The following is a 22,875-nucleotide window of genomic DNA, read 5'->3' as shown; positions in this document are numbered from 1 at the left end:
GTCATCGGTCCGTCCCCTCGGTGGCGGGTGCGGCGCCGGGCGCGGTGGCAGCTGCAGCGCCGGATGCGGTTCCGGATGCCGCGGTCGCGGTTGCCGCATCCGTCTCGCCGTCGTCGAACATCGCCAGGTATCGCGTGTACTGATCACGCTCCCTGTCGATCGTCGAGTTCGGCTCGGCGTAGACGTTGTCGAACACCGTCAGCGCAGCAGGGTCACGGAGGGCGATGCAGGCCGTGCGCAGCTCCATGGCGACGGCGTCGGCCTTCTCGGCCACGGCGGCCGCGAACGCGTCGTCGAGTATCCCGGCCTCAGTGAGGAAGGCGGCGAAGCGTGCGATCGGGTCCTTCGCGCGCCACTCCTCGAGCTCGCCCTGGGGCCGGTAGCGGGTGGGGTCGTCGGCGGTCGTGTGCGGACCCATGCGATACGTCACGGCCTCGATGAACGTGGGCCCGCCTCCGGTGCGCGCCCGATCGAGCGCCACCCGGGTCGCTGCCATCACGGCGAGCACGTCATTGCCGTCGACGCGGAGGCTCGGGATTCCGAAGCCGGGCGCCCGGTCTGCGATGCTGCGCTGCGCTTGCAGTCCGACGGGCTCGGAGATGGCCCACTGGTTGTTCTGGCAGAAGAAGATGACCGGAGCCTGGAAGCTGGCGGCGAAGACCATGGCCTCGTTCACATCGCCCTCGCTCGTGGCGCCGTCGCCGAAGTAGGCGATGGCCACGGCGTCGTCGCCGTCGTTCTGAACGCCCATCGCGTAGCCGACGGCGTGCAGGGTCTGCGCCCCGATGATCACCTGGGGAGCCGCCATGTTCACGTCGTAGGGGTTCCAGCCCGAGGCCGCCACCCCACGCCACACCGGAGTCACCTGCGCGGGCTTCACCCCGCGGCAGTACGCGACGCCGTGCTCGCGGTAGCTCGAGAAGACGAAGTCGTCGTGGCGGAGCGCGCGGCCCGAGCCGATCTGCGCGGCCTCCTGACCGAGTACCGGCGGCCAGAGTCCGAGTTCGCCCTGGCGCTGCAGGGCCGTGGCCTCGGCATCCGTTCGCCGAACGACGACCATGTCCTCGTACAGGCCGCGTAGCTCGTCGGGAGTGAGGGAGGCGACCCAGGGATCGAAGACGGGGTTCTGGCGGCGGGCGCCGGTGGGGGTGATGAGCTGCACCATCGCATCGGAGGGTACTGAGCTCGCATCGATGAGCGGCGGAAGTGACTGGTGGATCGTCATCGTCTGCGCAACCTTCTCTGTCGCGACCGCGAACGGCGAGGCCTCGTGAGCACTGCCGGTCGACCATCCGCGACACTGCGGATGATGCTTCCAAGATAAGCCCACTGGGCATCCGGCACAATCATTGCGGATGCCGTTGAGCATGTTGCACTGTCCGACATCGGATGCCGCTGCTATCGTTGCGCATCATGCAACCGATCGACGCCACCGATGTGCACCTGCTCCGCGCCCTGAGCGATGACCCGCGCGCCACCGCCGTCGCCATCGCCGACCGTCTGGGACTCTCGCGCAACACCGTGCAGACACGGCTCGCCCGTCTTGCCACCTCGGGCGTGCTGCAGTCGCTCGAACGGCGCATCGATGCGACAGCGCTCGGCTACCCGCTGTCGGCCTTCATCGCCGTGCACGTGCAGCAGAAGTCCTTGGGCGCCATCGTCGAGGCCATCGCCGCGATCCCCGAGGTGATCCAGGCCCACGGACTGAGCGGACAGATCGATCTGCTCGTGCAGGTGGTGTGCACGGATGCGGAGCACCTGTTCCGCATCGACGGCGAGATTCTCGCGATCGACGGCGTCGAGCGCACCGAGACCAGCCTCTCGATGGGCGAGCTGGTGCCGTTCCGCCTGCGCCCGTTGCTCGACCGCGCGCTGGAGTAGGCGCGACGGTCAGCCGAGGAGCCAGCCGTTGGCCTCTGCGATGCGAGCGGCATCCGCTCGATTGCGTCCGCCGGTCTTGCCGATGATGCTCGACAGGTGGTTGCGCACAGTGCCCTCGGAGAGGTGCAGGATGGCGGCGATGTCGGTGATCGAGCCGCCCGCGCGAGCCACGGAGAGCACGTCGGTCTCCCGCTCGGTGAGCGGCGAGTCGCCTTGGGTGAGCGACTCGGCCGCGAGGCTGGGGTCGACGACCCGGAATCCCTGGCTCACCCGACGGACGGCATCGGCGAGTTGCGCAGCCGGGGTGTCCTTGACGACGAACCCCGACGCTCCGGCCTGCATCGCCCGGCGCAGGTAGCCTGGGCGGCCGAACGTCGTCACCATGATGACGCGGCAGTGCGGCATCCGTTCGCGCAGAAGGGACGCCGCTGCGATGCCGTCGAGCCCCGGCATCTCGATGTCGAGCAGGGCGACGTCGGGGCTGGCGCCCATGGCCGCCGCGACCACCTCATCGCCGCGCCCCACCTCGGCCACTACCTCGATGTCGGGCTCGAGCCCGAGCAGGGCCGAGAGAGCGCCGCGGACGAGCGCCTGGTCGTCGGCGATGAGCAGGCGGATCATGCGCTCACCCGCAGTTCGAAGCCGCCGAGGTCGGAGCGACCGGTCGTGAGGCGGAGCCCGGCTGCCTCGACGCGCTCGCGCAGTCCGTTGAGACCGGTCGAACTGCTCGGCGCCTCGGTCGGCGGGACGCCACCGCCGTCGTCGGCGATGTCGATCAGTCCCGGCTCCAAGCGCACCCGGCACACGCTGGCGCCCGAGTGCCTGATCACGTTCGTCACCCCTTCGCGCACCACCCAGCCGGCCAGTTCACGGTGCTCCGGGCGCACGGCATCCGTGCTCGATGGGAACTCGGAACGGATGCCGGCGCTCGCCAGAGCCGAACGCGCCGCGGCCAGCTCGGCGGTCACGCTCACGCCACGGAAACCCGCCACAGTGGTGCGCACGTCGGCGAGCGCCCCGCGGGCGAGTGCCTCGACCTCGCCGATCTCGGTCCGGGCGCGCTCGACGTCGACGTCGAGCAGGCGTCCGGCCAGCTCGGCCTTCACGGTGATGACCGTGAGCGAGTGGCCGAGGATGTCGTGGATGTCGCGGGCCACGCGATCGCGTTCCTTGCCTGCGGCCATGATCTCCATTTCGCGCTGGGCCGCCCGCAACTGGTTCATCGCCGCCATGACCCGGGCGAACGATGCCATCATCATCGAGATCGAGATGATGATGGCCGGCGAGATGAGCACGTCCGTGTCCCAGCCCAACTGGAGGTAGCCGAAGATGCCCGCGAGCAGCCCGAGGCCGAGGATGATGCCCCACGTGGTGCGCCAGCGCAGCACGCCCATTCCCACGATGACGCCGACGTAGGTCCAGATGCTGTGCACCCCGAGGCCGAGCCACGGCCAGAGCGTGAACGACAGCGCGAACAGCGCCAGCCCCACGACCAGGCGGTGCCCGACGGGCAGGACCCACTGCAGCGGTGCCGCGATCGCGAAGCCCACCCAGTAGACGAACAGCGCCAGAATGCCGAGAGCCAGCGACAGAGCGGACTCGGTGTACTGCGCGATGGAGAATCCCACCCCCACCAGCCACAGCCCGGAGAACACAGCGCCGACGTACCAGCTGACCGCGCCGCGGGAGCGCAGGATGCCGCTGACCGAACCCATCGTCGTCGGTGCCATCGACGGCGTCGTGACCGGCCACCCCGGTCCGCCGAAGGGCAGTTCTGCCTTACTCACGTCTCTCACCCTAGCCAGCGTCACGAGCGGCGCTCAGACGCGCTTGGTGTCGCGACGGAACAGCAGGATGGTGCCGAGCGAGAAGATCACGAGCCAGGCGATCGCGTTGATCATGGCCAGCGGTTCGAAGCCCGACCCGGTCAGCGGAGCCCGCGCGATCTCCCCGATGCCGTAGACCGGGGTCCATGCCGCGATGGCCTGCACCACGGGGGGCATCATGCTGAGCGGATAGAACAGGCCGCCCACGAAGGAGAAGAACACGACCACGAGGCTGGTCAACTGCATCGCGTTCTCGCTCGGCACCATGTAGCCGACCATGAGGCCGAGCGCCGTGAACACCGTCGAGCCGAGCAGCCAGCTGGCGAGGCCCGACGACAGCCACTGCGCCGCCGACATGTGGATGCCGGAGAGCGCACCCGCCAGGTAGGTCGCACCGACGGCGATCAGACCGAGGAGCAGGCCGGCGATGATCTTCGTCGCCACGTTCGCCACCGGGTTCAGGGGCGTGAGTCGCAGCTGCCGGCTCCACCCCTGCGCGCGTTCGACAGCGACGGCTCCCCCGGCTGCCGTCGCCGACATCATGGCGCCGTAGAGCGCCATCGACACCATGATGTAGGCGGCGACACTGAGGCCGCCCTGGGCGATCGGCACCGCGGTCAGCGGGATGTCGTGGTTCGGGTAGCCCGAGAGGAAGAACATGCCGACCGGGAAGATGATCGTGAAGATGATCGTGCGCCGGTTGCGCAGCTTCCGTCGCAGCTCGATGCCGAGGAACGTGATGTTGAAGCTGCCGAACGGCGGCACCCTGCGGTCGAGCGTGATCGGGTCGAGCGGCCTCGCCGTGATCCTCTCCGCGACGGATGCCGCCTGCGCGGCGTCGAGGTTCGTCATGATGCGCTGCCTTCCGTTGTGAGGGCGATGAAGGCGTCCTCGAGGCCGTGCGACGTGATCTCCACGTCGTAGGCGTCGGTCGCCGTGAACAGATGGCGGGCCACGGCGTCGGAGTCGCGCGTGGTGAGAGAGTACGAGTCGCCATGCCGCTCGACGGTCTCCACGCCGGCGATGGCGGCCAGCTCGCTCTCGTCGACACCGGATATGGTCGCGCGGATGGTGCGTCCCGAGGCGAGGTTCTTCACCTCGGCGGCGGTTCCGTCTGCGACGATGCGGCCCTGCCGCACCAGGATGATGCGGTCGGCGTAGGCGTCGGCCTCGTCGAGGTAGTGCGTGGCGAAGAGCACTGTGCGGCCCCGGGCGGCATCCGCTCGGATGGCGTTCCAGAAGTCGCGGCGTCCGGTGACGTCCATGCCCGTGGTCGGCTCATCGAGGATTAGCAGGCCCGGGTCGGAGAGCAGGGCCATCGCGAAGCGCAGCCGCTGCTGCTGGCCTCCGGAGCACTTGACGACCATGCGATCGCCGATGTCGGCGATGCCGGCACGCTCGAGCACCTCGTCTACCGGGCGTGGGTCGGCGAAGAGGGTGGCTGTCAGCCGCACGGTCTCGCGCACGGTGAGGTCCTTGAGGAGGCCCCCGGTCTGGAGCACGGCCGAGACGTGCCCCTGGGCGATGGCGGCTCGAGGCGAGCGACCGAAGATGCTGACGGTGCCGGAGTCCGGCTTGCCGAGGCCGAGCAGCATGTCGATGGTCGTCGTCTTGCCGGCACCGTTCGGGCCGAGGAAGGCGATGATCTCCCCCGGCCTCACCGTCAGGTCGATGCCGTTGACGGCGCGCACCGAGCCGAAGCTCTTCATGAGTGCGACCGCCTCGATGGCGAGGGGGCCGGCTGCGACCGGTTGGCGGCCCGAAGGCCGAGCGGGGGCCGAGGCGGATGCCGCCGTGCCCGTCGGGGTGAGTTCTGTCGTGTCCACTCTTCGATGTTCGCCGCCGCGCGTGGGTCCGGCCTCACACGTCCGTCACGACCCGACCATGACATCCGTCACGCTCGCCGTCCGGTCGCCAGCGCGCAGTGCAAACACATGCTTGCAAATACTTCTTTGCAAGAGTATCTTTGCATCATGACCAACGCCGAGAACGACCGCGAGAAGCGCACCGCGCAGCAGAGCAGCACGCAGCACCCCGGCCGCGACGCCGTGCTCGACGCGACCGCGCTCCGGGCACTGGCTCACCCTCTACGCGTGCGCATCCTCGACGAGCTCTCGGCATACGGCCCCCTGACATCCAGCGGGCTCGCCACCCGCATCGGCGAGTCCAGCGGGGTCATGAGCTACCACCTGCGGCAGCTCGAGAAGGCTGGACTGGTTCGCGAGGACGAGAGCCTCGGCACGGCGCGCGAGCGCTGGTGGGAGCGTCGTCCGGGGTCGATCGCCACGCCGGAGCCGAGTTCCCTCCCGCCTGCCAGCCCGGAGCGGCTCGCGACGCAGCTCATCACCGACGAGTGGATGCGATCGCGCGAGGCGAACTTCCACGAGTACCTCGCCGAGGGTGAGAGCGTCTTCGGCCAGGAGTGGCTGAGCATCGCTGCAAGCGACACCACCAATCTCAGGCTGACCCCGGAACAGTTGCACCAGCTCATCGTCGATTTCGACACCGTGCTGTGGAAGTACATCGACGCCTACAAGCAGAACCCCTCCCCGGGTTCGCGTCCGGTGCAGATCCACGTGAACGCCTTCCCGCTGGTCCGCGGCGAGCCGACGGAGACGGACGACAGCAGGAGACGACCGGGCACTCGCCCGAACCAGAACACCACGAACCAGAACACCACGACACCGGAACAGGAGCAGCCATCATGACCGCAGCATCAGCATCCAGCACGAACACCGTGAGCGACATCCGTCTCCCCGGTGTGCTCTCCGGACTCGCCGTCAGGGTCGGACGCACGCTCGAGACCTGGGGTCGCCGGCGCGCACACAGACTGAACGACCGGGAACGGATGCTGCGCACCATGCGGCACCAACGCCTGGCGCAGGCCGCCCTCGACGACCGCGACGCCCTCATCCGCTCGTCGACCTTCCTGCCCCTGGGCTGAAGGCGCGCGCCGAGCAACCGAGCCGACGGCGCGACCGGCGAAACGACGGATGCCCGCCCCACCGAAGTGGGACGGGCATCCGTTCGTTCAACCAGGGCTGACTACGCCTCGACGTCGGCGCCTTCAGCAGGCTCGACGGGGCCTTCGCTGTGTGCAGCGCTGCCCTCGGTGTCGGCGTCCTCGGCCACGACGGGCGCGAGGGAGAGCTTTCCACGGTCGTCGATCTTCGTGATCTCCACGAGGATCTTCTGGCCGACGCCCAGCACGTCTTCGACGTTCTCGACACGCTTGCCACCGGCGAGCTTGCGAACCTCGCTGATGTGCAGCAGGCCGTCCTTGCCGGGGAGGAGCGAGACGAACGCACCGAACGCGGCGATCTTGACGACGGTTCCGAGGAACTGCTCGCCGACCTCCGGGTTGGTGGGGTTCGCGATGGCGTTGACCTGGGCACGAGCGGCCTCGGCCGACGGTCCGTCGACGGCGCCGATGTAGACGGTGCCGTCCTCCTCGATGGAGATGTCGGCGCCGGTCTCGTCCTGGATGGCGTTGATCGTCTTGCCCTTCGGGCCGATCAGCTCGCCGATCTTGTCGACGGGGATCTGCACGCTGATCACGCGGGGCGCGGTCGGTGCCATCTCGTCGGGAGCGTCGATCGCCGCGTTCAGAACCTGGAGGATCGTCGTGCGGGCGTCCTTCGCCTGCTTGAGGGCGGCGGCCAGAACAGAGGCCGGGATGCCGTCGAGCTTGGTGTCGAGCTGGATCGCGGTGACGAACTCGCTGGTACCGGCGACCTTGAAGTCCATGTCGCCGAGGGCGTCTTCAGCACCGAGGATGTCGGTCAGCGCCGCGTAGCGGGTCTGGCCGTCGACGGTGTCGGAGATGAGGCCCATCGCGATGCCGGCGACGGGGGCCTTGAGGGGCACACCGGCGTTCAGCAGCGAGAGGGTCGAGGCGCAGACGGAACCCATCGACGTCGAACCGTTGGAGCCGAGAGCCTCGGACACCTGACGGATGGCGTAAGGGAACTCCTCGCGCGACGGCAGCACGGGCACGAGGGCGCGCTCGGCGAGTGCGCCGTGCCCGATCTCGCGACGCTTCGGCGAACCGACTCGGCCGGTCTCACCGGTCGAGTAGGGCGGGAAGTTGTAGTTGTGCATGTAGCGCTTCTTGGTGACCGGGCCGAGCGAGTCGATCTGCTGCTCGAGCTTCAGCATGTTCAGCGTGGTGATGCCCATGATCTGGGTCTCTCCGCGCTGGAAGATGGCCGAACCGTGAACGCGCGGGATGACGGCGACCTCGGCGTCGAGCGGACGGATGTCCGCCAGACCGCGGCCGTCGATGCGCACGCCCTCGTTGAGCACGCGCGAGCGCACGACGAGCTTGGTGACCGACTTGTAGGCGGCGCTCACCTGGTTGTTGGCGGAGGCGTCGAGCTCTCCGGCCTCGACCTTGGCGGCGATGGCCTCCTTGACGCGGCCCTTGAGCTCGTCATCGGCGTTCTGGCGCGTGGTCTTGTCGGCGATCTGGTAGATCCCCTTGAGCTCCTCGTAGGCGATCTCCGCGACGGCGTCGTAGGTCTCCTGCGCGTAGGGCGGGAACAGCTTGAAGTCGGCGGTGGGCTTCGACGCCTGGGCGGCGACGGATGCCTGAGCTGCGACGAGCTGCTTGATGAACGGCTTCGACGCCTCGATGCCCTCGGCGATGACCTCTTCGTTCGGCTTGATGGCGCCGCCCTGGATGAGGTTCCACGAGTTGTCGGTGGCCTCGGCCTCGATCATCATGATCGCGACGTCGTCGTTGCCAGCGGCATCCGTGATGACGCGACCGGCGACGACCATGCTGAAGACGGCCTCTTCGAGAAGCGAGTGCTTCGGGAAGGCGACCCACTGGCCGCCTCCGTGCTCACCGGGAACGAGGGCGACGCGAACGCCACCGATCGGGCCGGAGAACGGCAGGCCGGCGATCTGCGTCGACATGGAAGCCGCGTTGATGGCGAGAACGTCGTAGAGCTCGTCGGGTGCGATGGCGAGGACCGTCACGACGACCTGGATCTCGTTGCGGAGTCCGTCGACGAACGACGGGCGCAGCGGGCGGTCGATGAGACGGCAGGTGAGGATCGCCTCGGTCGAGGGACGACCCTCGCGACGGAAGAACGATCCCGGGATGCGGCCGGCGGCGTACATGCGCTCTTCGACATCGATCGTGAGCGGGAAGAAGTCGAAGTTGTCCTTCGGCTGCTTGGAGACGCTGGTCGCGGAGAGCAGCATGGTCTCTTCGTCGATGTACGCGGCTGCAGACCCCTGGGCCTGCTGGGCGAGACGGCCGGTCTCGAAGCGGATGGTGCGGGTGCCGTACTTGCCATTGTCGATGACAGTTTCGGCGAACGTGATTTCAGGACCTTCCAAGAGGTCTTCTCCTTTGTTTTACGTCGCAAGCCCCGTGTGGGCACGACTCATACTCCGGAGCAGGGGAACAGGCAGAACTAAGGGCTTCATGTGAAATCCTCGTGCTGGCCACCAGTAGAAGTCCACCATGCGCACGCCTCGAATGAGGCGGGATGGTAATCCACCACAGGGGACCAGCTTCTGCCAGCCTGCTCCGTCAGTGCTCGATATTGAGTTGTCCGTTCTCGCATCCGTGCAACGGATGCATCATGCCAGATGGCAGTCGGAACGGGCGGCAACCCTCGAGCTACCGGATCAACTCTACCAGAGGGGCCGGACGCACCCTCAGGAGGCCAGGCGGCGCGTCCGCTGGGCCTCGGTGACGGCGCGTCTGTCGCGACGGATGCGGCGGGCCTTCGGCCAGCTGAGGACCAGCCCGACCAGCACCCCGATGATCGTTCCGCCGGTGTTGGTGATGACGTCGCGCACGTCGGCGACCCGGCTCGGCAGGAACTCCAGCTGGACGTACTCGATGCCGATCGAGAACAGGGCGCCGGCGATGATGGCGAGGAACCACAGCCTGCGGCCGAACAGCAGCACGAAGAACAGGCCCACGGGCACGAACATCACGACGTTGGCGGCCGCCTCCACCCTGTCGAAGGTGATCCAGTCCGTGGCGTCGTGGCGGGCGAAGAAGTCGAGGAAGCGGTCGAGCACGCTCGCCGTGCGTCCGTCGTACGGCTGCGGGGTGAGGGTGATCCATCCGACGAAGGCCAGGTAGGCGATGGTCATGATCCCGAGGATGGGATGGCGGTGCAGCATCCGTTCATCCTGTCGTAGTCGGGCTGGGAACTCCCCCGGGCGGCCGACCGGGCGCTGTCGCGTCGGCGAGGGCGCTGTCTAGACTGACCCTATGAGTACCGAAGACGACTCCACCGCCCAGGGCGCTCCCAGTGCCTCGGATGAGACCAAGCGCAAGTTCCGCGAGGCCCTCGACAAGAAGAACGACCAGGCCAAGAAGGCCAGCGGCGAGGCTCACCTCGACGGCCACTCGGCCGTCACCCACACGCACGGCAATGCCGACACCCGCCAGGAGTTCCGTCGCAAAAGCGGCTGATCCCTCGACACGAACAGCAGAACGCCCCCGCTCCTCGATGAGGAGCGGGGGCGTTCTGTATCGGTGCTACGCGGCGCTGAAGCCGCCCGTCACACTGAACGAGGAGTCCAGGGCGAAGGGATCGCGGATCTGCTGCGAGCGATCGGAGACCGCCACCAGCGCCGCCAACTCGCCTGCGGCCCGCTCGATGCGGGAGGTGAGGGCGCCGACGGAGTCCGTGCTGCTCCCCCAGTCCTCGGCGGCGGCGTAGACGCCCGTCGGAACCGCGACCGCGTGCAGGTAGCTGAACAGCGGGCGCAGCGCGTGCTCGATGGCGAGCGAGTGCCGCGCCGTGCCTCCGGTGGCTCCGAGGAGCACCGGCATGCCGTCGAGCGACTTCGGGTCGAGAACGTCGATGAACGACTTGAACATGCCGCTGTACGAGCCCGAGAAGATCGGCGTCGCCACGATGAGGCCGTCGGCGTGCGTGACCTGCTCGATCACGCTCTCGAGCTTCGGGCTCGGGAAGCCGGTGATCAGGTTGTTCGTCACGTCCTTGGCGACGTCGCGGAGTTCGACGACGTTCAGCTCGACGTCGACCCCGTGCACGTCGCGCAGTCTCGCGACCACGGCATCCGTCAGCCGATCGGCGAGAAGACGCGTCGACGACGGCTGGCTGAGGCCTGCGGCCAGCACTGTGAGCTTGCGTATGGTCATGATCAGGCTCCCTTGGTGGCGAGGCCGAAGGCCGCGCCGGACTTCTTGCTCGAGGGGGTGTCGGAGTCCTCCGCGTCGCGGGCCGCGATGCGCTCCGCGTTGCGCTTGGCGACGAGGCTCGCGTGGGTCGGGCCGTCGGGCACGTGGGCCGGGCGCTTGGCGTCGAGCTCCTTGCGGAGCACGGGCACCACCTCGCCGCCCAGGATGTCGAGCTGCTCGAGCACGGTCTTGAGCGGCAGACCGGCGTGGTCCATGAGGAACAGCTGGCGCTGGTAGTCGCCGTAGTACTCGCGCATGGCCATGTAGCGGTCGATGACCTGCTGAGGGCTGCCGACCGTGAGCGGCGTCATCTCGGTGAACTCCTCGAGGCTCGGCCCGTGGCCGTACACCGGGGCGTTGTCGAAGTACGGGCGGAACTGGTCCACCGCGTCCTGCGAGTTCTTCGCCATGAACACCTGTCCGCCGAGGCCCACGATCGCCTGGTCGGCGCTGCCGTGGCCGTAGTGCTCGAAGCGCTGGCGGTACAGCGCGATGAGGCGCATGTAGTGCTCCTTCGGCCAGAAGATGTTGTTGGCGAAGAAGCCGTCACCGTAGAAGGCGGCCTGCTCGGCGATCTCGGGCGAGCGGATGCTGCCATGCCAGACGAACGGCGCGACGCCGTCGAGCGGGCGCGGAGTGGACTGGAAGCCCTGCAGCGGCGTGCGGTACTTGCCCTGCCAGTCGACGAAGTCCTCACGCCACAGCTTCTGCAGCAGGGCGTAGTTCTCGAGGGCGAGGTCGATGCCGTCGCGGATGTCCTTGCCGAACCAGGGGTAGACCGGGCCGGTGTTGCCGCGGCCCATGGTGAGGTCGACGCGACCGTCGGCGAGGTGCTGCAGCATCGCGTAGTCCTCGGCGATCTTCACCGGGTCGTTCGTGGTGATGAGCGTCGTGGCCGTGGAGAGCAGGAGCGTCTCCGTCTGCGCGGCGATGTAGGCGAGCGTGGTCGTGGGGGACGACGAGAAGAACGGCGGGTTGTGGTGCTCGCCGAGGGCGAAGACATCCATCCCGACCTCTTCGGTCTTCTTGGCGATCTCCACGATCGCCTTGATGCGCTCGCCCTCGCTCGGCGTGCGTCCCGTGGTGGGGTCCTGGGTGACGTCGCTCACCGTGAAGATTCCGAATTGCATTTCGTGGCCTCCTGGCCTTCTTCTCGACTTCTTTTCCATGCATTTGCATGTACATCGGATCAAACCCTACTCCTGCGGAATCTATTCCCGGCGGCGCAAGCCCTGTTGCCGCCCCGGTCGCGCGCGTAGCGTCGGAGGCAACGTCGCCTTCGAGAGGGGTCCCATGCCGACCATCGCAGACACCATGGTGAAGATCATCCAGGATGCCGGAGTCGAACGGGTCTACGGGCTCCCGGGCGACTCGCTCAACGGCTTCACCGACGCGCTCCGGCGTGCGGGCACCGTCGCGTGGCAGCACGTGCGTCACGAGGAGGCCGCTGCCTTCGCGGCTGCGGCGGAGGCCGCCATCACCGGCGAGCTCGCCGTCTGCGCCGGCAGCTGCGGGCCGGGCAACCTGCACCTCATCAACGGGCTCTACGACGCCAATCGCTCGCGGGTCCCGGTGCTGGCGATCGCGGCGCAGATCCCGGCATCCGAGATCGGAAGCACCTACTTCCAGGAGACGCATCCGCAGGACCTCTTCCGGGAGTGCAGCGTCTACACGGAACTCGTCAGCGTGCCCGAGCAGCTCCCCCGCGTGCTCGAGATCGCCATGCGCACAGCTCTGGAGCGCCGCGGCGTGGCGGTCGTCGTCATCCCGGGCGAGATCTTCCTGCAGCAGGATGCCGGACGCCGACCTTCGGCTCCCATCCGCACCATTCCCCGACGGATGCTGCCCACCGACGACGCGCTCGCATCCGCCGCGGAGGTGCTCAACAGCGCGAAGAAGGTGACGATCCTCGGCGGCGCCGGTGTCGACGGCGCCCACCCCCAGCTGCTCGCCATCGCCGAGAAGCTGCAGGCACCGGTGGTGCACGCCCTCCGCGGCAAGGAGTTCATCGAGTACGACAACCCCTACGACGTCGGCATGACCGGACTGCTCGGCTTCGCTTCTGGCTACCGCGCGATGGAGAGCTGCGACGCCCTGCTCATGCTCGGCACCGACTTCCCGTATCCGCAGTTCTATCCGGGCAAGGCGAAGATCGTGCAGGTCGACATCCGAGGGGAGCAGCTCGGGCGGCGCACCCCGATCGACGTCGGCCTCGTCGGAACCGTCGCCGACACCGTCGATGCCCTGCTGCCGCTGCTCGAGGCGAAGACCAGCTCGAAGCACCTCGACTCGTCGACGGCGCACTACAGGAAGACGCGGAAGGGGCTCGACGAGCTCGCCGACAACGACCGCAACCGCGCGCCGATCCACCCGCAATACGTGGCGCGACTCGTCAGCGAGCTGGCGTCGGATGACGCCGTCTTCATCCCTGACGTCGGCTCCCCTGTCGTCTGGGCCGCCCGCTACCTGAGGATGAACGGGAGGCGGCGGCTCATCGGATCGTTCGCCCACGGGACGATGGCGAACGCCCTCCCGCACGCCATCGGCGCGCAGTCGGTCGATCCCGGCCGCCAGGTGGTCGCGCTCTCGGGCGACGGCGGGCTGGCGATGCTGTTCGGCGAACTCCTCACGCTGCGGCAGAACAAGCTGCCGGTGAAGATCGTGGTCTTCAACAACTCCTCGCTGAACTTCGTCGAGGTGGAGATGAAGGCGGCGGGCTTCGTGAACTTCGGCACCGAGCTCGTCAACCCGAACTTCGCCGACGTGGCCAACGCCATGGGCATCCACGGGCAGCGGGTGGAGAAGCCCGACGACCTCGAGGGCGCACTGCGCGCTGCCTTCGCACACGACGGGCCGGCGTTGGTCGACGTCGTGACGGCTCGGCAGGAGCTGTCGATCCCCCCGACGGTCACGGCGGCCCAGGCCAAGGGGTTCACCCTCTACGCGCTGCGCACGATCATGTCGGGCCGTGCGGACGAGCTCGTGGACCTGGCCGACACCAACGTCTTCCGGCGCCTGTTCGACTGATCGCACATCGCTCATCGGGGGCCGGGCCCCCAAGGAATGCCTCGGAAACAGCCCGTAAACTCGAGGTATGGCTACCGTCAACCTGACCATGGACACCTTCGAGAAGACGATCACCGATGGCGGCATCGTGCTGATCGACTACTGGGCCGAGTGGTGCGGCCCCTGCCGCCAGTTCGGACCGACCTTCGAGGCGGCATCCGAGAAGCACACCGACATCACCTTCGCGAAGGTCGACACCGAGGCCGAGCGCGAGATCGCCGGCGGCATGGGCATCCAGTCGATCCCCACGCTGATGGCCTTCAAGGACGGCGTCGGCGTCTTCTCGCAGGCCGGCGCACTGCCGCCCGCGACGCTCGACGACCTCATCGAGCAGGTGCGCGGCCTCGACATGACCGCCGTTCACGAGCAGATCGCCGCCGAGGAGAAGGCCCTGCGGGACGCCCAGCAGGCCGAGCAGGCCACGCAGTCCGCGTCGTCCGCCGAGTCGGAGCAGCCGGCGGATGCCGAGACCGACGACGCGCTCGACTCCGCCGCCCGCACCGAGAGCTGAGTCGCCCCCCACTCCTCCTTCACCGGGAGAGCGAGGAGATTCTCCGCCAGAGCCCCGGATTCGCCCGCCGAATCCTCGCTCGAACGGAGGATCTCCTCGCTTTGTGGTTTCCGACGGTTGACAGGTGAGAGCTTCCGTGGATACTTAAGCCTGTGCTTAAGTATTCGGATGACCTCGACAAAGCGTTCCTCGCGCTCGCCGATCCGACGCGTCGCGCCATCGTCGATCGGCTGACGCGTGGCCCGGCGTCAGTCTCGGACCTGGCCGCTCCCTTCGCGTTCACCCTCGCCGCGATCATGCAGCACCTGCGGGTGCTCGAGCAGGCCGGTCTCGTGTCGTCGCAGAAGCAGGGTCGCGTGCGCACGTGCTCGATCGAGCCCGAGGCGCTGCGCAGCGTCGAGGACTGGATCAGCGAACGCCGCACGACCTGGGAGCGCCGCCTCGATCGCCTCGGCCTGCTGCTCGACGGGCCCGACCCGGCGCCCTCGCCATCACCCACCTCACCGACAGGAGAACGCCCATGACCGAACGCACCCTGATCCGCTCGAGCTTCACCCTCGAACGCGACTACAAGGCCCCGCCCGAGCGGGCGTTCCAGGCGTTCGCCGACCCGGCCACCAAGGCGCTCTGGTTCGGAGGCCCGGCCGACGAGTGGGAGGACCTCGGCACCGGTCTCGACTTCCGCGAGGGCGGCCACGAGTACAACGAGGGGCGCTTCCACAAGAACGACATCGTGTCCCGCTTCGACGCGTACTATCACGAGATCACGCTGAACGAGCGGATCGTCTACAACTACGAGATGCGCATCAACGGCGAGAAGCTCTCGGTGTCGCTGGCGTCGATCGAGTTCGCCCCGAACGGCACGGGCACCCACCTCACGCTCTCGGAGTACGGCGTGTTCTTCGACGAACTCGACGACCCGCGGGGGCGCGAACTCGGCACCCTCGAACTGCTCGACAGCCTCGGACGTCTTCTCGACGCCTGATCCGGCATCACGCCCTCCTCACCGCACGAAAGGAAACCCACCATGTCCACCTCCGTCTTCATCAACCTCCCGGTCTCCGACCTCGACGCCTCGAAGGCCTTCTTCACCGGGCTCGGCTACACGATCAACGAGAACTTCACCGACGAGACCGCCGCCTGCGTCGTGTTCGGCGACACCGTCTACGCGATGCTGCTGACGCACGAGAAGTTCGCCGGCTTCACCGATCGATCCATCGGCGACGCGCAGGCCTCCACCAGCGCCATCTACGCGCTGTCGACCGACAGCCGCGAGGACGTCGACCGGATCGCGGATGCCGCCATCGCCGCCGGCGGATCGCAGGCGCAACCACCGTCGGACCTGGGCTTCATGTACTCGCGCTCGTTCCACGACCTCGACGGCCACCACTGGGAAGTGCTGTGGATGGACGAGCAGGCGCAGGTGGACGGGCCGCCTTCGCCGGTCGAGTAGTGCCCGAGCGCAGCGAGGCCACGTATCGAGACCATCTCGAGGCCGCGCGCGACTGAGCGTGGTCTCGATACGGCTACTCGCTGCGCTCGCGGCCTACTCGACCAGCGGTTCAGCTGCGGCCTACTCGACCAGCGAGCGCACGCCGCCTACTCCCCCAGGGCCGCCGGGAGACCGCTCACGTCGAGGTCGACGCTGAACGGCTGCTGCGATCCGATGATCACGGCCGGCACCTCGACGTAGCTGTCGTCGTCTCGCAGGGCGCCGAGCCTGTCGCGCCAGCGCTCGTCGACGGCATCCGGCAGGAATCCGGCATGACGGATCTCACCGGCCGCCACGAGTTGCACGCCGATGCGGTAGCGACGCGACAGCCAGCGGCTGGCCCGCGGCACGAGCACTGCCCGCACCTTCGCACCGCCGCGCGAGCGCACGATATCGATGGCCGACTGGTGCCTGCCCACGTCGACCACCGTCACCGTCGGATTGGTCTCGGCCGCGACGTGCTGCGCGGGCACGATGGTGATGTCGGAGAGGCTCCGCAGGTTGCCCGAGGGATCGGGGTTCAGTCGCGACCGACGCCCGTACGAGACGAAGGCGATCAGGAAGAACACCGTGGCCGCCGCAGCGAACACCGCCGCGATCCAGAACGCCACGGGAGCACCCTGCGGGTCGAGTGATCCGGCGAGCACCACGAGCACGACGAGCAGGATGTACGCGAACGGCTCCCAGTGGAGCAGCGACTTGTTGCGGGGTTCAGACACGCCCTCAACGGTAGCGCGGATGACGGGACGCCCCGTGCGAGCCGCTCAGCGCCAGCGATCCAGCCGCGACGCCACCTCAGCGAGCACGGCCTCGGAGCCGGCATACAGCCCGTTCTCCCGCGGCCAGTGCGTCATGAAGTCGGTGAAGCCCAGCTCGGAGGCGCGGCCGACGGCGTCCTCGAAGGCGTCGACGCTCTCGAGCGCGAACTTCGTCTGCGAATCGAACAGCAGCGATCGGTCGATGGATGCCGGATTGCGACCCGTCTCCTCGCAGGCGGCGTCGAGCTTCTCCGACAGCTCCCGGAGGCGAGCCCACCAGCCCTCGACCGTGTCGGCGTCTCCCCCGGTGGTCACCCAGCCCTGACCCAGCCTGGCGGCGAGCCTGAGCGCACGGGGACCGTCGGCCGCGACGAGGAACGGCATCCGCGGTTCCTGTGCCGGTCCACCGACCATGCGGGCGTCGACGGCCGTGTACCAGCCACCGCTGAAGGAGATGCCCGCCGTGCCCGGCTCGGCCACGGCGGGGTCGATGATGTCGTCAGCGGGCATCGAGCCGTCTGCCGGTGCCTCGGCGACGGCATCCGTCACAGGCTCGAACCGCAGCAGGGTGTCGAGCGCCTCGGTGAACTGGGCGAAACGCTCGTAGCGCTCGCGCGGCAGCAGGCCGGCCTGGCCGAGAACGAAGGCGTCGAAGCCCGTTCCGCCCGAGCCGATGCCGAGGATGACGCGCCCGCCCGAGATCTGGTCGACTGTGGCGATGTCTTTCGCGAAGGGCACCGGATGCCGGTAGTTGGGTGAGGCGACGAAGGTGCCGAGGCGGATGCGCTCCGTGACCATCGCCGCGGCGGTGAGGGTCGGCACCGTGGCGTGCCAGCGCTCGCCCGCGAGTCCGCGCCAGGACAGGTGGTCGTACGTCCACGCGTGATCGAAGCCGAGCTCCTCGGCACCGCGCCAGTATCGGGCGGCCTCGGGCCAGTCGTGCTGGGGCAGGATGACGATTCCGAAGCGCATGGATCGAGTCTAGGGACGACTGCAGACACTCGCCGCGAGCGGCGTCGGGGTGGAGCGGCATCCGCACCCCGGACATGACGAACGGGCCGCCACCCGAAGGTGACGGCCCGTTCGCAAGAAGTTCGCGTTGTCAGCGAGAGTTGCCTTAGCGGCGCAGGCCGAGACGCTCGATGAGCGTGCGGTAGCGCGTGATGTCCACGTCGGAGAGGTATCCGAGCAGACGGCGACGCTGGCCCACCAGGAGGAGCAGTCCACGACGCGAGTGGTGGTCGTGCTTGTGCTCCTTGAGGTGCTCGGTGAGATCCTTGATCCGCTTGGTCATCAGAGCGATCTGGACCTCGGGGGATCCGGTGTCACCGGGGTGGGTTGCGTACTCTTCGATGATCGCCTTCTTGACGTCTGCATCCAGTGCCATAGGTTGATCCCCTTATCTCTTCATTGCGCGGTGCCCGTGGCCGAATGCCCGAGCTCTCTTTATCCGCGGCCGTTCTGACGGCAACCTGAAGAGTCTACCAGCACTGCGGTGGGTGCGACGACCCGGATGCGGGAGCCGTCGTCAGGGCCGCTCGCCACCGAGGGCGAGGTAGTTGTCGAGACGCACGATGAATTCCTTGTCGGGCACGTAGCTCGGATCGGCGATCGCCTTCTCGTACTCCTGCTCGCAGTCCTCGATCGCGCTGTCGATCTGCAGCTCGACCATCGCGTTCACCTGCTGCTGATCGAGCGCCACGAGGATGCCGATCGCGCGGTTGATGGATTCGGCTCCGGCGAACGCATAGTCCTTCATTGGGGTCCCTTCGAGAATGTCCCTCCAGCGTATCGACACCCGACCTGCAGCAGAGCTGTCAATGTGTCGAGTCCTCGTGCGAGCGCGAAGATCCGACCTACGCTCGGAAGACCGGCCCCAACCGGGTCGGTGATCAAGGAGGATCACCATGGCAGAGAACAGAGCCGTCGCCTACAAGGCGCCCGGAGTCGTCGAAGTCATCGATGTCGACTACCCGACGTTCGAGTTGAAGGACGGACCGGGGGTCAACCCGGCCAACGTGGGCCGGAAGGTTCCCCACGGCGCGATCATCAGGACCGTCGCCACCAACATCTGCGGATCGGACCAGCACATGGTGCGAGGCCGCACAACGGCACCGGCCAACCTCGTGCTCGGACACGAGATCACCGGCGAAGTCGTCGAGGTCGGCCCCGGAGTCGAGTTCATCAAGGTCGGCGACCTCGTGTCGGTGCCCTTCAACATCGCGTGCGGCCGCTGCCGCAACTGCAAGGAGCGCAAGACCGGCATCTGCCTGAACGTGAACCCCGACCGCCCGGGCAGCGCCTACGGCTACGTCGACATGGGCGGCTGGGTCGGCGGTCAGGCGAAGTTCGTGCTGGTGCCCTATGCGGACTGGAACCTGCTGAAGTTCCCCGACCGCGACCAGGCCATGGAGAAGATCCTCGACCTCGCGATGCTCTCCGACATCTTCCCGACCGGATTCCACGGGGCCGTCACCGCCGGTGTCGGGGTCGGATCGACCGTCTACGTCGCCGGTGCCGGCCCCGTGGGGCTGGCGGCAGCGACCTCCGCCCTTCTGCTGGGCGCCGCTGCGGTCATCGTCGGGGACATGAACGCCGAGCGTCTCGCCCAGGCCCGGAGCTTCGGATGCGAGACCGTCGACCTGAGCGAGGGGGAACTCGTCGACCAGATCGAGCAGATCCTCGGGGTGCCCGAGATCGATTGCGGCATCGACGCCGTCGGCTTCGAGGCACGAGGCCAGGGTCATGGTGCCGACGCGAAGGAGGCGCCCGCGACGGTGCTGAACTCCCTGATGGACGTGACGGCTGCCGGAGGTGCTCTCGGCATCCCGGGCCTCTACGTGACGGGTGACCCGGGCGGAATCGACGAGGCCGCCCAGAAGGGCTCGCTCAGCCTCAGCCTCGGTACCGGCTGGGCCAAGTCGTTGTCGTTCACCACCGGACAGTGCCCGGTGATGAAGTACAACCACGGGCTGATGCAGGCCATCCTGCACGATCGCGTGCACATCGCCGAGAACGTGAACGCGAAGGCGATCCCGCTCGAGGATGCGCCCCGCGGCTACGCCGAGTTCGACGCCGGTGCAGCCACGAAGTACGTGCTGAACCCGAACGGGTATCTCGACGCGGCGTGAGTGAGTGATCGAGCGCGGGGCCCGAGCGATTCGCTCGGGCCCCGCATCCGTTCAGGCGATCAGCCGTTCGGGCAATCAGCCGTTCGCGCGTACTCGGCGACGACGAGCGACGAACAGCGCCGCGCCCGCGAGGAGCAGCGCTCCGGCGAGGAGGGCGTCTCCCCCGACATCGACTCCCGTCGAGGCGAGCGTTCCGGAGGAGACCGCGGACGGGTCGACCGTGGCCGATCCGTCCGCGACGTCGGCCGCCGTGATGGTGATGTCGGTCCAGCCGATGAGGTCGCCGTTCGCATCGGTGACGGCGATGCGGTGCGCGCCCGGAACGGTGTCGGCGGGGATCGTGACGGTCACGGTTCCGTCGGCGCCGACCTCGGTGCGTCCGATGTGCTGCGGCGTCGAATAGAGCCAGACGTCGACCTTCTCCCCCGCGTGCTCGGCTCCGACCGACACTGTGACGGGATCACCCGCGACGACTCCGGATGCCGCTGACACAGGTCCGCGGTTCGCGTCGCTGAGCTGGTCACCGGGGATCGGGGTCGGGATGCCGGGCGTCACCGGGTCGGTGGGGTCCGTCGGGTCCGTCGGGTCCGTCGGGTCCGTGGGATCGGTCGGGTCGGTGGGATCCGTCGGGTCCGTGGGATCGGTGGGGTCGGTCGGGTCCGTCGGCAGCACCGTGCAGTCGATCGTGCCCGCGCGCAGCGCGTGGCCATCCGTCGCCGCGTCATCGGCGTAGTAGACCGGCTTCGAACCCTCCACGCACTGCGACTGCGGCATCACGACGAAGCCCTCGTTGTTGAGGTTCGGCATGCCGGCCGGGCGCTCGTAGGCGGCGACGCCCGCGAACCTGCCGTCGTCGACACCATCCTGCGCGATGTCGAGCAGGATGCTCCGACCCTGGCAGGTGTCGTCGCACACGGCCCACACCTTGCTCTTCTCGGCGTCGAAGCCGAGTTCCATCACGCTGGTCAGACCGCTCGCGAAGGACGCGACGCGGGTGAAGGCGCCCGTCGTCTGGTCGAGGGCGTAGGCGTAGACCGCTCCGGCCGTCTCGACGCCGACGAGGAACAGGCCGCCGGCGTGGTCGGGGTAGCGCGACGGGTCATAGAGGGCGCCGGTGCTCTGGTCGAGCAGTCCGCGCGACGTGAGCCACGCATCCGGAACCCAGGTCACGGCCTCGAAGCCGGCGTTGGCTCCGACGGCGGGGAGGTCGGCGGTGAGGTTCCATTCCCGTGTGGCGGTGAGGGAGGTGGCGCCGCCCGACACGTCGAACTTCAGCACGGAGAGGCGACTGACGGCATTGTTCGCGTTGTTGCGCTCCGAGGCCACGAACAGGCCGCCGGATGCTCCGGCTCCGGTGATCGTGACGCCCTCGGCATCGACGTCGCCGGTTCCGTCGGGATAGTGCAGGGTCTTGCCCGCCGACCAGCCGTCGGTCGTGACCGGTGCCCAGACGCTGCCGTTCCAGGCCAGGTTGTAGAGCGCACCGGGGCCGTTCTTGGCTGCCCACAGCGTCCCGGCCGAGGCGGCGGATCCGGTCTGCTCGTGCACGAGTCCGCTCATGTTGCCGCCGAGGACGCCGGCGACGTCGGCCGTGGTGACGGATGCTCCGCCGGGCCAGGCGTCGACGGGCGCGCTCACGACGCAGGAGTTGGCGGCGTCGCGGGTGGGCTCTGCGGTGGTGATGAACTCACCGGTGCCATCGGGGCAGCGTCCGTAGCTCGTGGCGGCGTGGGTGGTCCAGCTGTACGAGTCGATGACGGTGCCGCGGTCGGCCGTGAGCAGCTTCGCGGAGTCGGCACCGCCAAGTCCGAAGGCGGGCTCGGTGGCGAAGGAGGCGAACCCGTTGGCGGGCAGCAGGGTGCCGGCCGGGATGACGACCTCATGGGTGGGGTCGTTGTCGGTGAGCACGAGGCCCGAGATGTCGGCCGGAGCGCCGATGTTGCGCAGCTCGATCCAGTCCCCGTCGACGCCGCTCGACTCGACCTCGTTGATGCGCACGGCGACGCTGCAGTCGTTCGCAGCGCCCTTCGTGACGGACGAGTTCGCGACGATGGCGCCGGTGCCGTCCGGGCAGCGGCCGAGGCTGGCGGCGGCGTGGTTGGTCCACGAGTGACTGTCGACGAGGGTGGTGCCGTCGGGAGCGTAGAGGCGTGCCGTCTCGGGAGCGCCGAGGCCCCACGGGAGGGCGTCGATCACGAGCAGGCCGTGCGGCGCGATCACAGAGCCGGCGGGGAACACGAAGAAGTCGTGGGTGTCGTCGCCGTCCTTGAGCTTGTAGCCCGAGGCGTCGACGGCGGCGTCGGAAGTGTTGATGAACTCCACCCAGTCATCCGGGTTCGACTCGATCTCGTTGATGCGGATCGCTGACGCCTCAGCCGGCGGAGTCGTCGGGGTGGGCGTCGGGGTGGCGGTGGGCGTCGGGGTGGCCGTGGGCGTCGGAGTCGGCGTTCCGGTGCCGCAGTCGTTGGCAGCACCCTTCGTGACCGAGGCCGTCGTCGTGAAGTCTCCTGTCGCATCCGCGCATCGCCCGTACGTGGTGCCGACGGCGTGGGCGGCCCAGGTGTAGGAGTCGATGAGCGCGCCGTCGGCCGTAAAGAGGCGTGCGGAGTCGGCCTTGCCGAGACCGAACGACGGGTCGACGTCGAGCGCGAGGAAGCCGCCGGCCGCGATGGTCGATCCGCTCGGGATGACGAAGGCGTGGGTGTCGTCGTTGTCCTTGAGAACGAGACCGGAGGCGTCGACGGATGCCGTGCTCGGGTTCGCGAGTTCGATCCAGTCGCCGGGGGTTCCGCCGTCGGACTCCACCTCGTTGATGCGCAGGTCGGTCACGGCGGGCGCAGCCGAGGCCGCATCGGCCTGACCGAGAGCCGCCGTGAGAGGTGCTGCCAGCACCAGGGAGGTGAGCAGGGCCGCTGTCGCAGCCCGCCAGGTCGATCGCATTCGTGTCTGCCCTTCGCACGCGTGAGTGTGGGCCGCACGCGCGGCCCGGCTCAGACTGTCGGGCGTCCGCGAACGCCGGGTGAACGCGGG

At 68.3% G+C, this 22,875-nt stretch carries 24 protein-coding genes; 10 read left to right on the top strand and 14 right to left on the bottom strand.

From position 1 onward, the window contains the following. Position 1: 1 nt before the first annotated feature. On the bottom strand, positions 2-1,165 hold the full coding sequence (pdhA, locus tag E4M00_RS04230) for a pyruvate dehydrogenase (acetyl-transferring) E1 component subunit alpha (protein ID WP_420813411.1): 1,164 nt from the start codon (positions 1,163-1,165) through the stop codon (positions 2-4). Positions 1,166-1,413: 248 nt separating this feature from the next. Here pdhA and E4M00_RS04225 point away from each other — a divergent pair, with 248 nt between their 5' ends. Further along, positions 1,414-1,881 (top strand): Lrp/AsnC family transcriptional regulator, encoded by a 468-nt coding sequence (locus tag E4M00_RS04225; protein WP_056163926.1) that lies wholly within the window; start codon positions 1,414-1,416, stop codon positions 1,879-1,881. A gap of 9 nt (positions 1,882-1,890) precedes the next feature. Here the strand turns inward: E4M00_RS04225 and E4M00_RS04220 are convergent, their stop codons facing one another. Genes E4M00_RS04220 through E4M00_RS04205 form a run of 4 tightly spaced genes read right to left on the bottom strand, consistent with a single transcriptional unit; the run spans position 1,891 to position 5,416 of the window. Next, positions 1,891-2,502: a response regulator transcription factor gene (locus tag E4M00_RS04220; RefSeq protein ID WP_135119267.1), complete on the bottom strand. Its 612-nt coding sequence runs from the start codon at positions 2,500-2,502 to the stop codon at positions 1,891-1,893. Further along, a complete protein-coding gene (locus E4M00_RS04215) occupies positions 2,499-3,668 on the bottom strand; it encodes a sensor histidine kinase (RefSeq protein ID WP_240036843.1) in 1,170 nt (389 codons plus the stop codon). The genes E4M00_RS04220 and E4M00_RS04215 overlap by 4 nt, the downstream gene beginning before the upstream one ends. A 33-nt stretch (positions 3,669-3,701) precedes the next feature. Next, positions 3,702-4,559 (bottom strand): ABC transporter permease, encoded by an 858-nt coding sequence (locus E4M00_RS04210; RefSeq protein ID WP_135119266.1) that lies wholly within the window; start codon positions 4,557-4,559, stop codon positions 3,702-3,704. Beyond that, the gene (locus E4M00_RS04205; protein ID WP_135119933.1) at positions 4,556-5,416 is read right to left on the bottom strand and encodes an ABC transporter ATP-binding protein; all 861 of its coding nucleotides are present in this window, start codon (positions 5,414-5,416) and stop codon (positions 4,556-4,558) included. Before E4M00_RS04205 ends, E4M00_RS04210 begins: the two co-directional genes overlap by 4 nt. 264 nt (positions 5,417-5,680) lie before the next feature. Between E4M00_RS04205 and E4M00_RS04200 the strand changes: the two genes are divergently transcribed. Together E4M00_RS04200 and E4M00_RS04195 are read left to right on the top strand one after the other, a co-directional pair. Then, positions 5,681-6,415 (top strand): winged helix-turn-helix domain-containing protein, encoded by a 735-nt coding sequence (locus E4M00_RS04200; protein WP_167756821.1) that lies wholly within the window; start codon positions 5,681-5,683, stop codon positions 6,413-6,415. After that, the gene (locus E4M00_RS04195) at positions 6,412-6,651 is read left to right on the top strand and encodes a hypothetical protein (RefSeq protein ID WP_135119264.1); all 240 of its coding nucleotides are present in this window, start codon (positions 6,412-6,414) and stop codon (positions 6,649-6,651) included. Before E4M00_RS04200 ends, E4M00_RS04195 begins: the two co-directional genes overlap by 4 nt. Positions 6,652-6,752: 101 nt before the next feature. Here E4M00_RS04195 and E4M00_RS04190 read toward each other — a convergent pair whose 3' ends face one another. Together E4M00_RS04190 and E4M00_RS04185 are read right to left on the bottom strand one after the other, a co-directional pair. Then, complete coding sequence (locus E4M00_RS04190) at positions 6,753-9,056, bottom strand: polyribonucleotide nucleotidyltransferase (protein WP_135119263.1); 2,304 nt, start codon at positions 9,054-9,056, stop codon at positions 6,753-6,755. Between the two features lie 324 nt (positions 9,057-9,380). Next, positions 9,381-9,857, bottom strand: a complete 477-nt coding sequence (locus E4M00_RS04185; protein WP_240036842.1) for a VanZ family protein — start codon at positions 9,855-9,857, stop codon at positions 9,381-9,383. Between the two features lie 91 nt (positions 9,858-9,948). Here E4M00_RS04185 and E4M00_RS04180 point away from each other — a divergent pair, with 91 nt between their 5' ends. Further along, on the top strand, positions 9,949-10,152 hold the full coding sequence (locus E4M00_RS04180) for a DUF5302 domain-containing protein (protein ID WP_056163939.1): 204 nt from the start codon (positions 9,949-9,951) through the stop codon (positions 10,150-10,152). A gap of 66 nt (positions 10,153-10,218) precedes the next feature. Here E4M00_RS04180 and E4M00_RS04175 read toward each other — a convergent pair whose 3' ends face one another. Beyond that, positions 10,219-10,848, bottom strand: a complete 630-nt coding sequence (locus E4M00_RS04175) for an FMN reductase (RefSeq protein ID WP_167756820.1) — start codon at positions 10,846-10,848, stop codon at positions 10,219-10,221. A 2-nt stretch (positions 10,849-10,850) separates the two neighbouring features. Next, positions 10,851-12,017 carry an LLM class flavin-dependent oxidoreductase gene (locus tag E4M00_RS04170; RefSeq protein ID WP_135119261.1) on the bottom strand — a complete coding sequence of 389 codons (1,167 nt, stop codon included), beginning with the start codon at positions 12,015-12,017 and terminating at the stop codon, positions 10,851-10,853. 163 nt (positions 12,018-12,180) lie between these two features. Here E4M00_RS04170 and poxB point away from each other — a divergent pair, with 163 nt between their 5' ends. The 5 genes from poxB (at position 12,181) to E4M00_RS04145 (ending at position 15,917) form a co-directional block, all read left to right on the top strand. Beyond that, positions 12,181-13,914 (top strand): ubiquinone-dependent pyruvate dehydrogenase, encoded by a 1,734-nt coding sequence (gene poxB / locus E4M00_RS04165; protein WP_135119260.1) that lies wholly within the window; start codon positions 12,181-12,183, stop codon positions 13,912-13,914. A gap of 67 nt (positions 13,915-13,981) precedes the next feature. Beyond that, entirely contained in the window at positions 13,982-14,464 is a 483-nt protein-coding gene (trxA, locus tag E4M00_RS04160) for a thioredoxin (RefSeq protein ID WP_135119259.1), read from the top strand. A gap of 152 nt (positions 14,465-14,616) precedes the next feature. Continuing rightward, positions 14,617-14,988, top strand: coding sequence for an ArsR/SmtB family transcription factor (locus E4M00_RS04155; protein WP_135119258.1), 372 nt, complete (start codon positions 14,617-14,619; stop codon positions 14,986-14,988). Continuing rightward, on the top strand, positions 14,985-15,449 hold the full coding sequence (locus E4M00_RS04150; RefSeq protein WP_135119257.1) for an SRPBCC family protein: 465 nt from the start codon (positions 14,985-14,987) through the stop codon (positions 15,447-15,449). The genes E4M00_RS04155 and E4M00_RS04150 overlap by 4 nt, the downstream gene beginning before the upstream one ends. A gap of 42 nt (positions 15,450-15,491) precedes the next feature. Continuing rightward, positions 15,492-15,917: a VOC family protein gene (locus E4M00_RS04145; protein WP_135119256.1), complete on the top strand. Its 426-nt coding sequence runs from the start codon at positions 15,492-15,494 to the stop codon at positions 15,915-15,917. 146 nt (positions 15,918-16,063) lie between these two features. On the opposite strand, the gene E4M00_RS04140 is transcribed toward E4M00_RS04145, so the two are convergent. The 4 genes from E4M00_RS04140 to E4M00_RS04125 all read right to left on the bottom strand — a co-directional run bounded on the left by E4M00_RS04140 (position 16,064) and on the right by E4M00_RS04125 (position 18,473). Further along, complete coding sequence (locus tag E4M00_RS04140; protein WP_135119255.1) at positions 16,064-16,675, bottom strand: hypothetical protein; 612 nt, start codon at positions 16,673-16,675, stop codon at positions 16,064-16,066. A 45-nt stretch (positions 16,676-16,720) separates the two neighbouring features. Then, positions 16,721-17,686, bottom strand: coding sequence for an LLM class flavin-dependent oxidoreductase (locus tag E4M00_RS04135; protein WP_135119254.1), 966 nt, complete (start codon positions 17,684-17,686; stop codon positions 16,721-16,723). Positions 17,687-17,831: 145 nt separating this feature from the next. After that, positions 17,832-18,101, bottom strand: coding sequence for a 30S ribosomal protein S15 (rpsO, locus tag E4M00_RS04130; RefSeq protein WP_055817791.1), 270 nt, complete (start codon positions 18,099-18,101; stop codon positions 17,832-17,834). Between the two features lie 141 nt (positions 18,102-18,242). Further along, positions 18,243-18,473: a hypothetical protein gene (locus E4M00_RS04125; RefSeq protein WP_135119253.1), complete on the bottom strand. Its 231-nt coding sequence runs from the start codon at positions 18,471-18,473 to the stop codon at positions 18,243-18,245. Positions 18,474-18,621: 148 nt separating this feature from the next. Between E4M00_RS04125 and fdhA the strand changes: the two genes are divergently transcribed. Then, a complete protein-coding gene (fdhA, locus tag E4M00_RS04120) occupies positions 18,622-19,845 on the top strand; it encodes a formaldehyde dehydrogenase, glutathione-independent (RefSeq protein ID WP_135119252.1) in 1,224 nt (407 codons plus the stop codon). A 75-nt stretch (positions 19,846-19,920) separates the two neighbouring features. Here the strand turns inward: fdhA and E4M00_RS04115 are convergent, their stop codons facing one another. Next, a complete protein-coding gene (locus tag E4M00_RS04115) occupies positions 19,921-22,785 on the bottom strand; it encodes a lamin tail domain-containing protein (RefSeq protein WP_135119251.1) in 2,865 nt (954 codons plus the stop codon). Positions 22,786-22,875: the final 90 nt, after the last annotated feature.

Source organism: Orlajensenia leifsoniae (assembly GCF_004570845.1).
Classification (GTDB): Bacteria; Actinomycetota; Actinomycetes; order Actinomycetales; family Microbacteriaceae; genus Orlajensenia; species Orlajensenia leifsoniae.
Note: the sequence above shows the minus strand (reverse complement) of the source record. Positions and strands in the feature narration are given on the sequence as shown.

Coding starts and splice junctions, on each gene's coding strand:
- E4M00_RS04185 (WP_240036842.1), bottom strand. CDS start 9,857: ATGCTGCACCGCCATCCCATCCTCGGGATCATGACCATCGCCTACCTG.
- E4M00_RS04150 (WP_135119257.1), top strand. CDS start 14,985: ATGACCGAACGCACCCTGATCCGCTCGAGCTTCACCCTCGAACGCGAC.
- E4M00_RS04180 (WP_056163939.1), top strand. CDS start 9,949: ATGAGTACCGAAGACGACTCCACCGCCCAGGGCGCTCCCAGTGCCTCG.
- rpsO (WP_055817791.1), bottom strand. CDS start 18,101: ATGGCACTGGATGCAGACGTCAAGAAGGCGATCATCGAAGAGTACGCA.
- trxA (WP_135119259.1), top strand. CDS start 13,982: ATGGCTACCGTCAACCTGACCATGGACACCTTCGAGAAGACGATCACC.
- E4M00_RS04135 (WP_135119254.1), bottom strand. CDS start 17,686: ATGCGCTTCGGAATCGTCATCCTGCCCCAGCACGACTGGCCCGAGGCC.
- E4M00_RS04210 (WP_135119266.1), bottom strand. CDS start 4,559: ATGACGAACCTCGACGCCGCGCAGGCGGCATCCGTCGCGGAGAGGATC.
- poxB (WP_135119260.1), top strand. CDS start 12,181: ATGCCGACCATCGCAGACACCATGGTGAAGATCATCCAGGATGCCGGA.
- E4M00_RS04205 (WP_135119933.1), bottom strand. CDS start 5,416: ATGAAGAGCTTCGGCTCGGTGCGCGCCGTCAACGGCATCGACCTGACG.
- E4M00_RS04115 (WP_135119251.1), bottom strand. CDS start 22,785: ATGCGATCGACCTGGCGGGCTGCGACAGCGGCCCTGCTCACCTCCCTG.
- pdhA (WP_420813411.1), bottom strand. CDS start 1,165: ATGGTGCAGCTCATCACCCCCACCGGCGCCCGCCGCCAGAACCCCGTC.
- E4M00_RS04175 (WP_167756820.1), bottom strand. CDS start 10,848: ATGACCATACGCAAGCTCACAGTGCTGGCCGCAGGCCTCAGCCAGCCG.
- E4M00_RS04225 (WP_056163926.1), top strand. CDS start 1,414: ATGCAACCGATCGACGCCACCGATGTGCACCTGCTCCGCGCCCTGAGC.
- E4M00_RS04125 (WP_135119253.1), bottom strand. CDS start 18,473: ATGAAGGACTATGCGTTCGCCGGAGCCGAATCCATCAACCGCGCGATC.
- E4M00_RS04145 (WP_135119256.1), top strand. CDS start 15,492: ATGTCCACCTCCGTCTTCATCAACCTCCCGGTCTCCGACCTCGACGCC.
- fdhA (WP_135119252.1), top strand. CDS start 18,622: ATGGCAGAGAACAGAGCCGTCGCCTACAAGGCGCCCGGAGTCGTCGAA.
- E4M00_RS04220 (WP_135119267.1), bottom strand. CDS start 2,502: ATGATCCGCCTGCTCATCGCCGACGACCAGGCGCTCGTCCGCGGCGCT.
- E4M00_RS04195 (WP_135119264.1), top strand. CDS start 6,412: ATGACCGCAGCATCAGCATCCAGCACGAACACCGTGAGCGACATCCGT.
- E4M00_RS04170 (WP_135119261.1), bottom strand. CDS start 12,017: ATGCAATTCGGAATCTTCACGGTGAGCGACGTCACCCAGGACCCCACC.
- E4M00_RS04200 (WP_167756821.1), top strand. CDS start 5,681: ATGACCAACGCCGAGAACGACCGCGAGAAGCGCACCGCGCAGCAGAGC.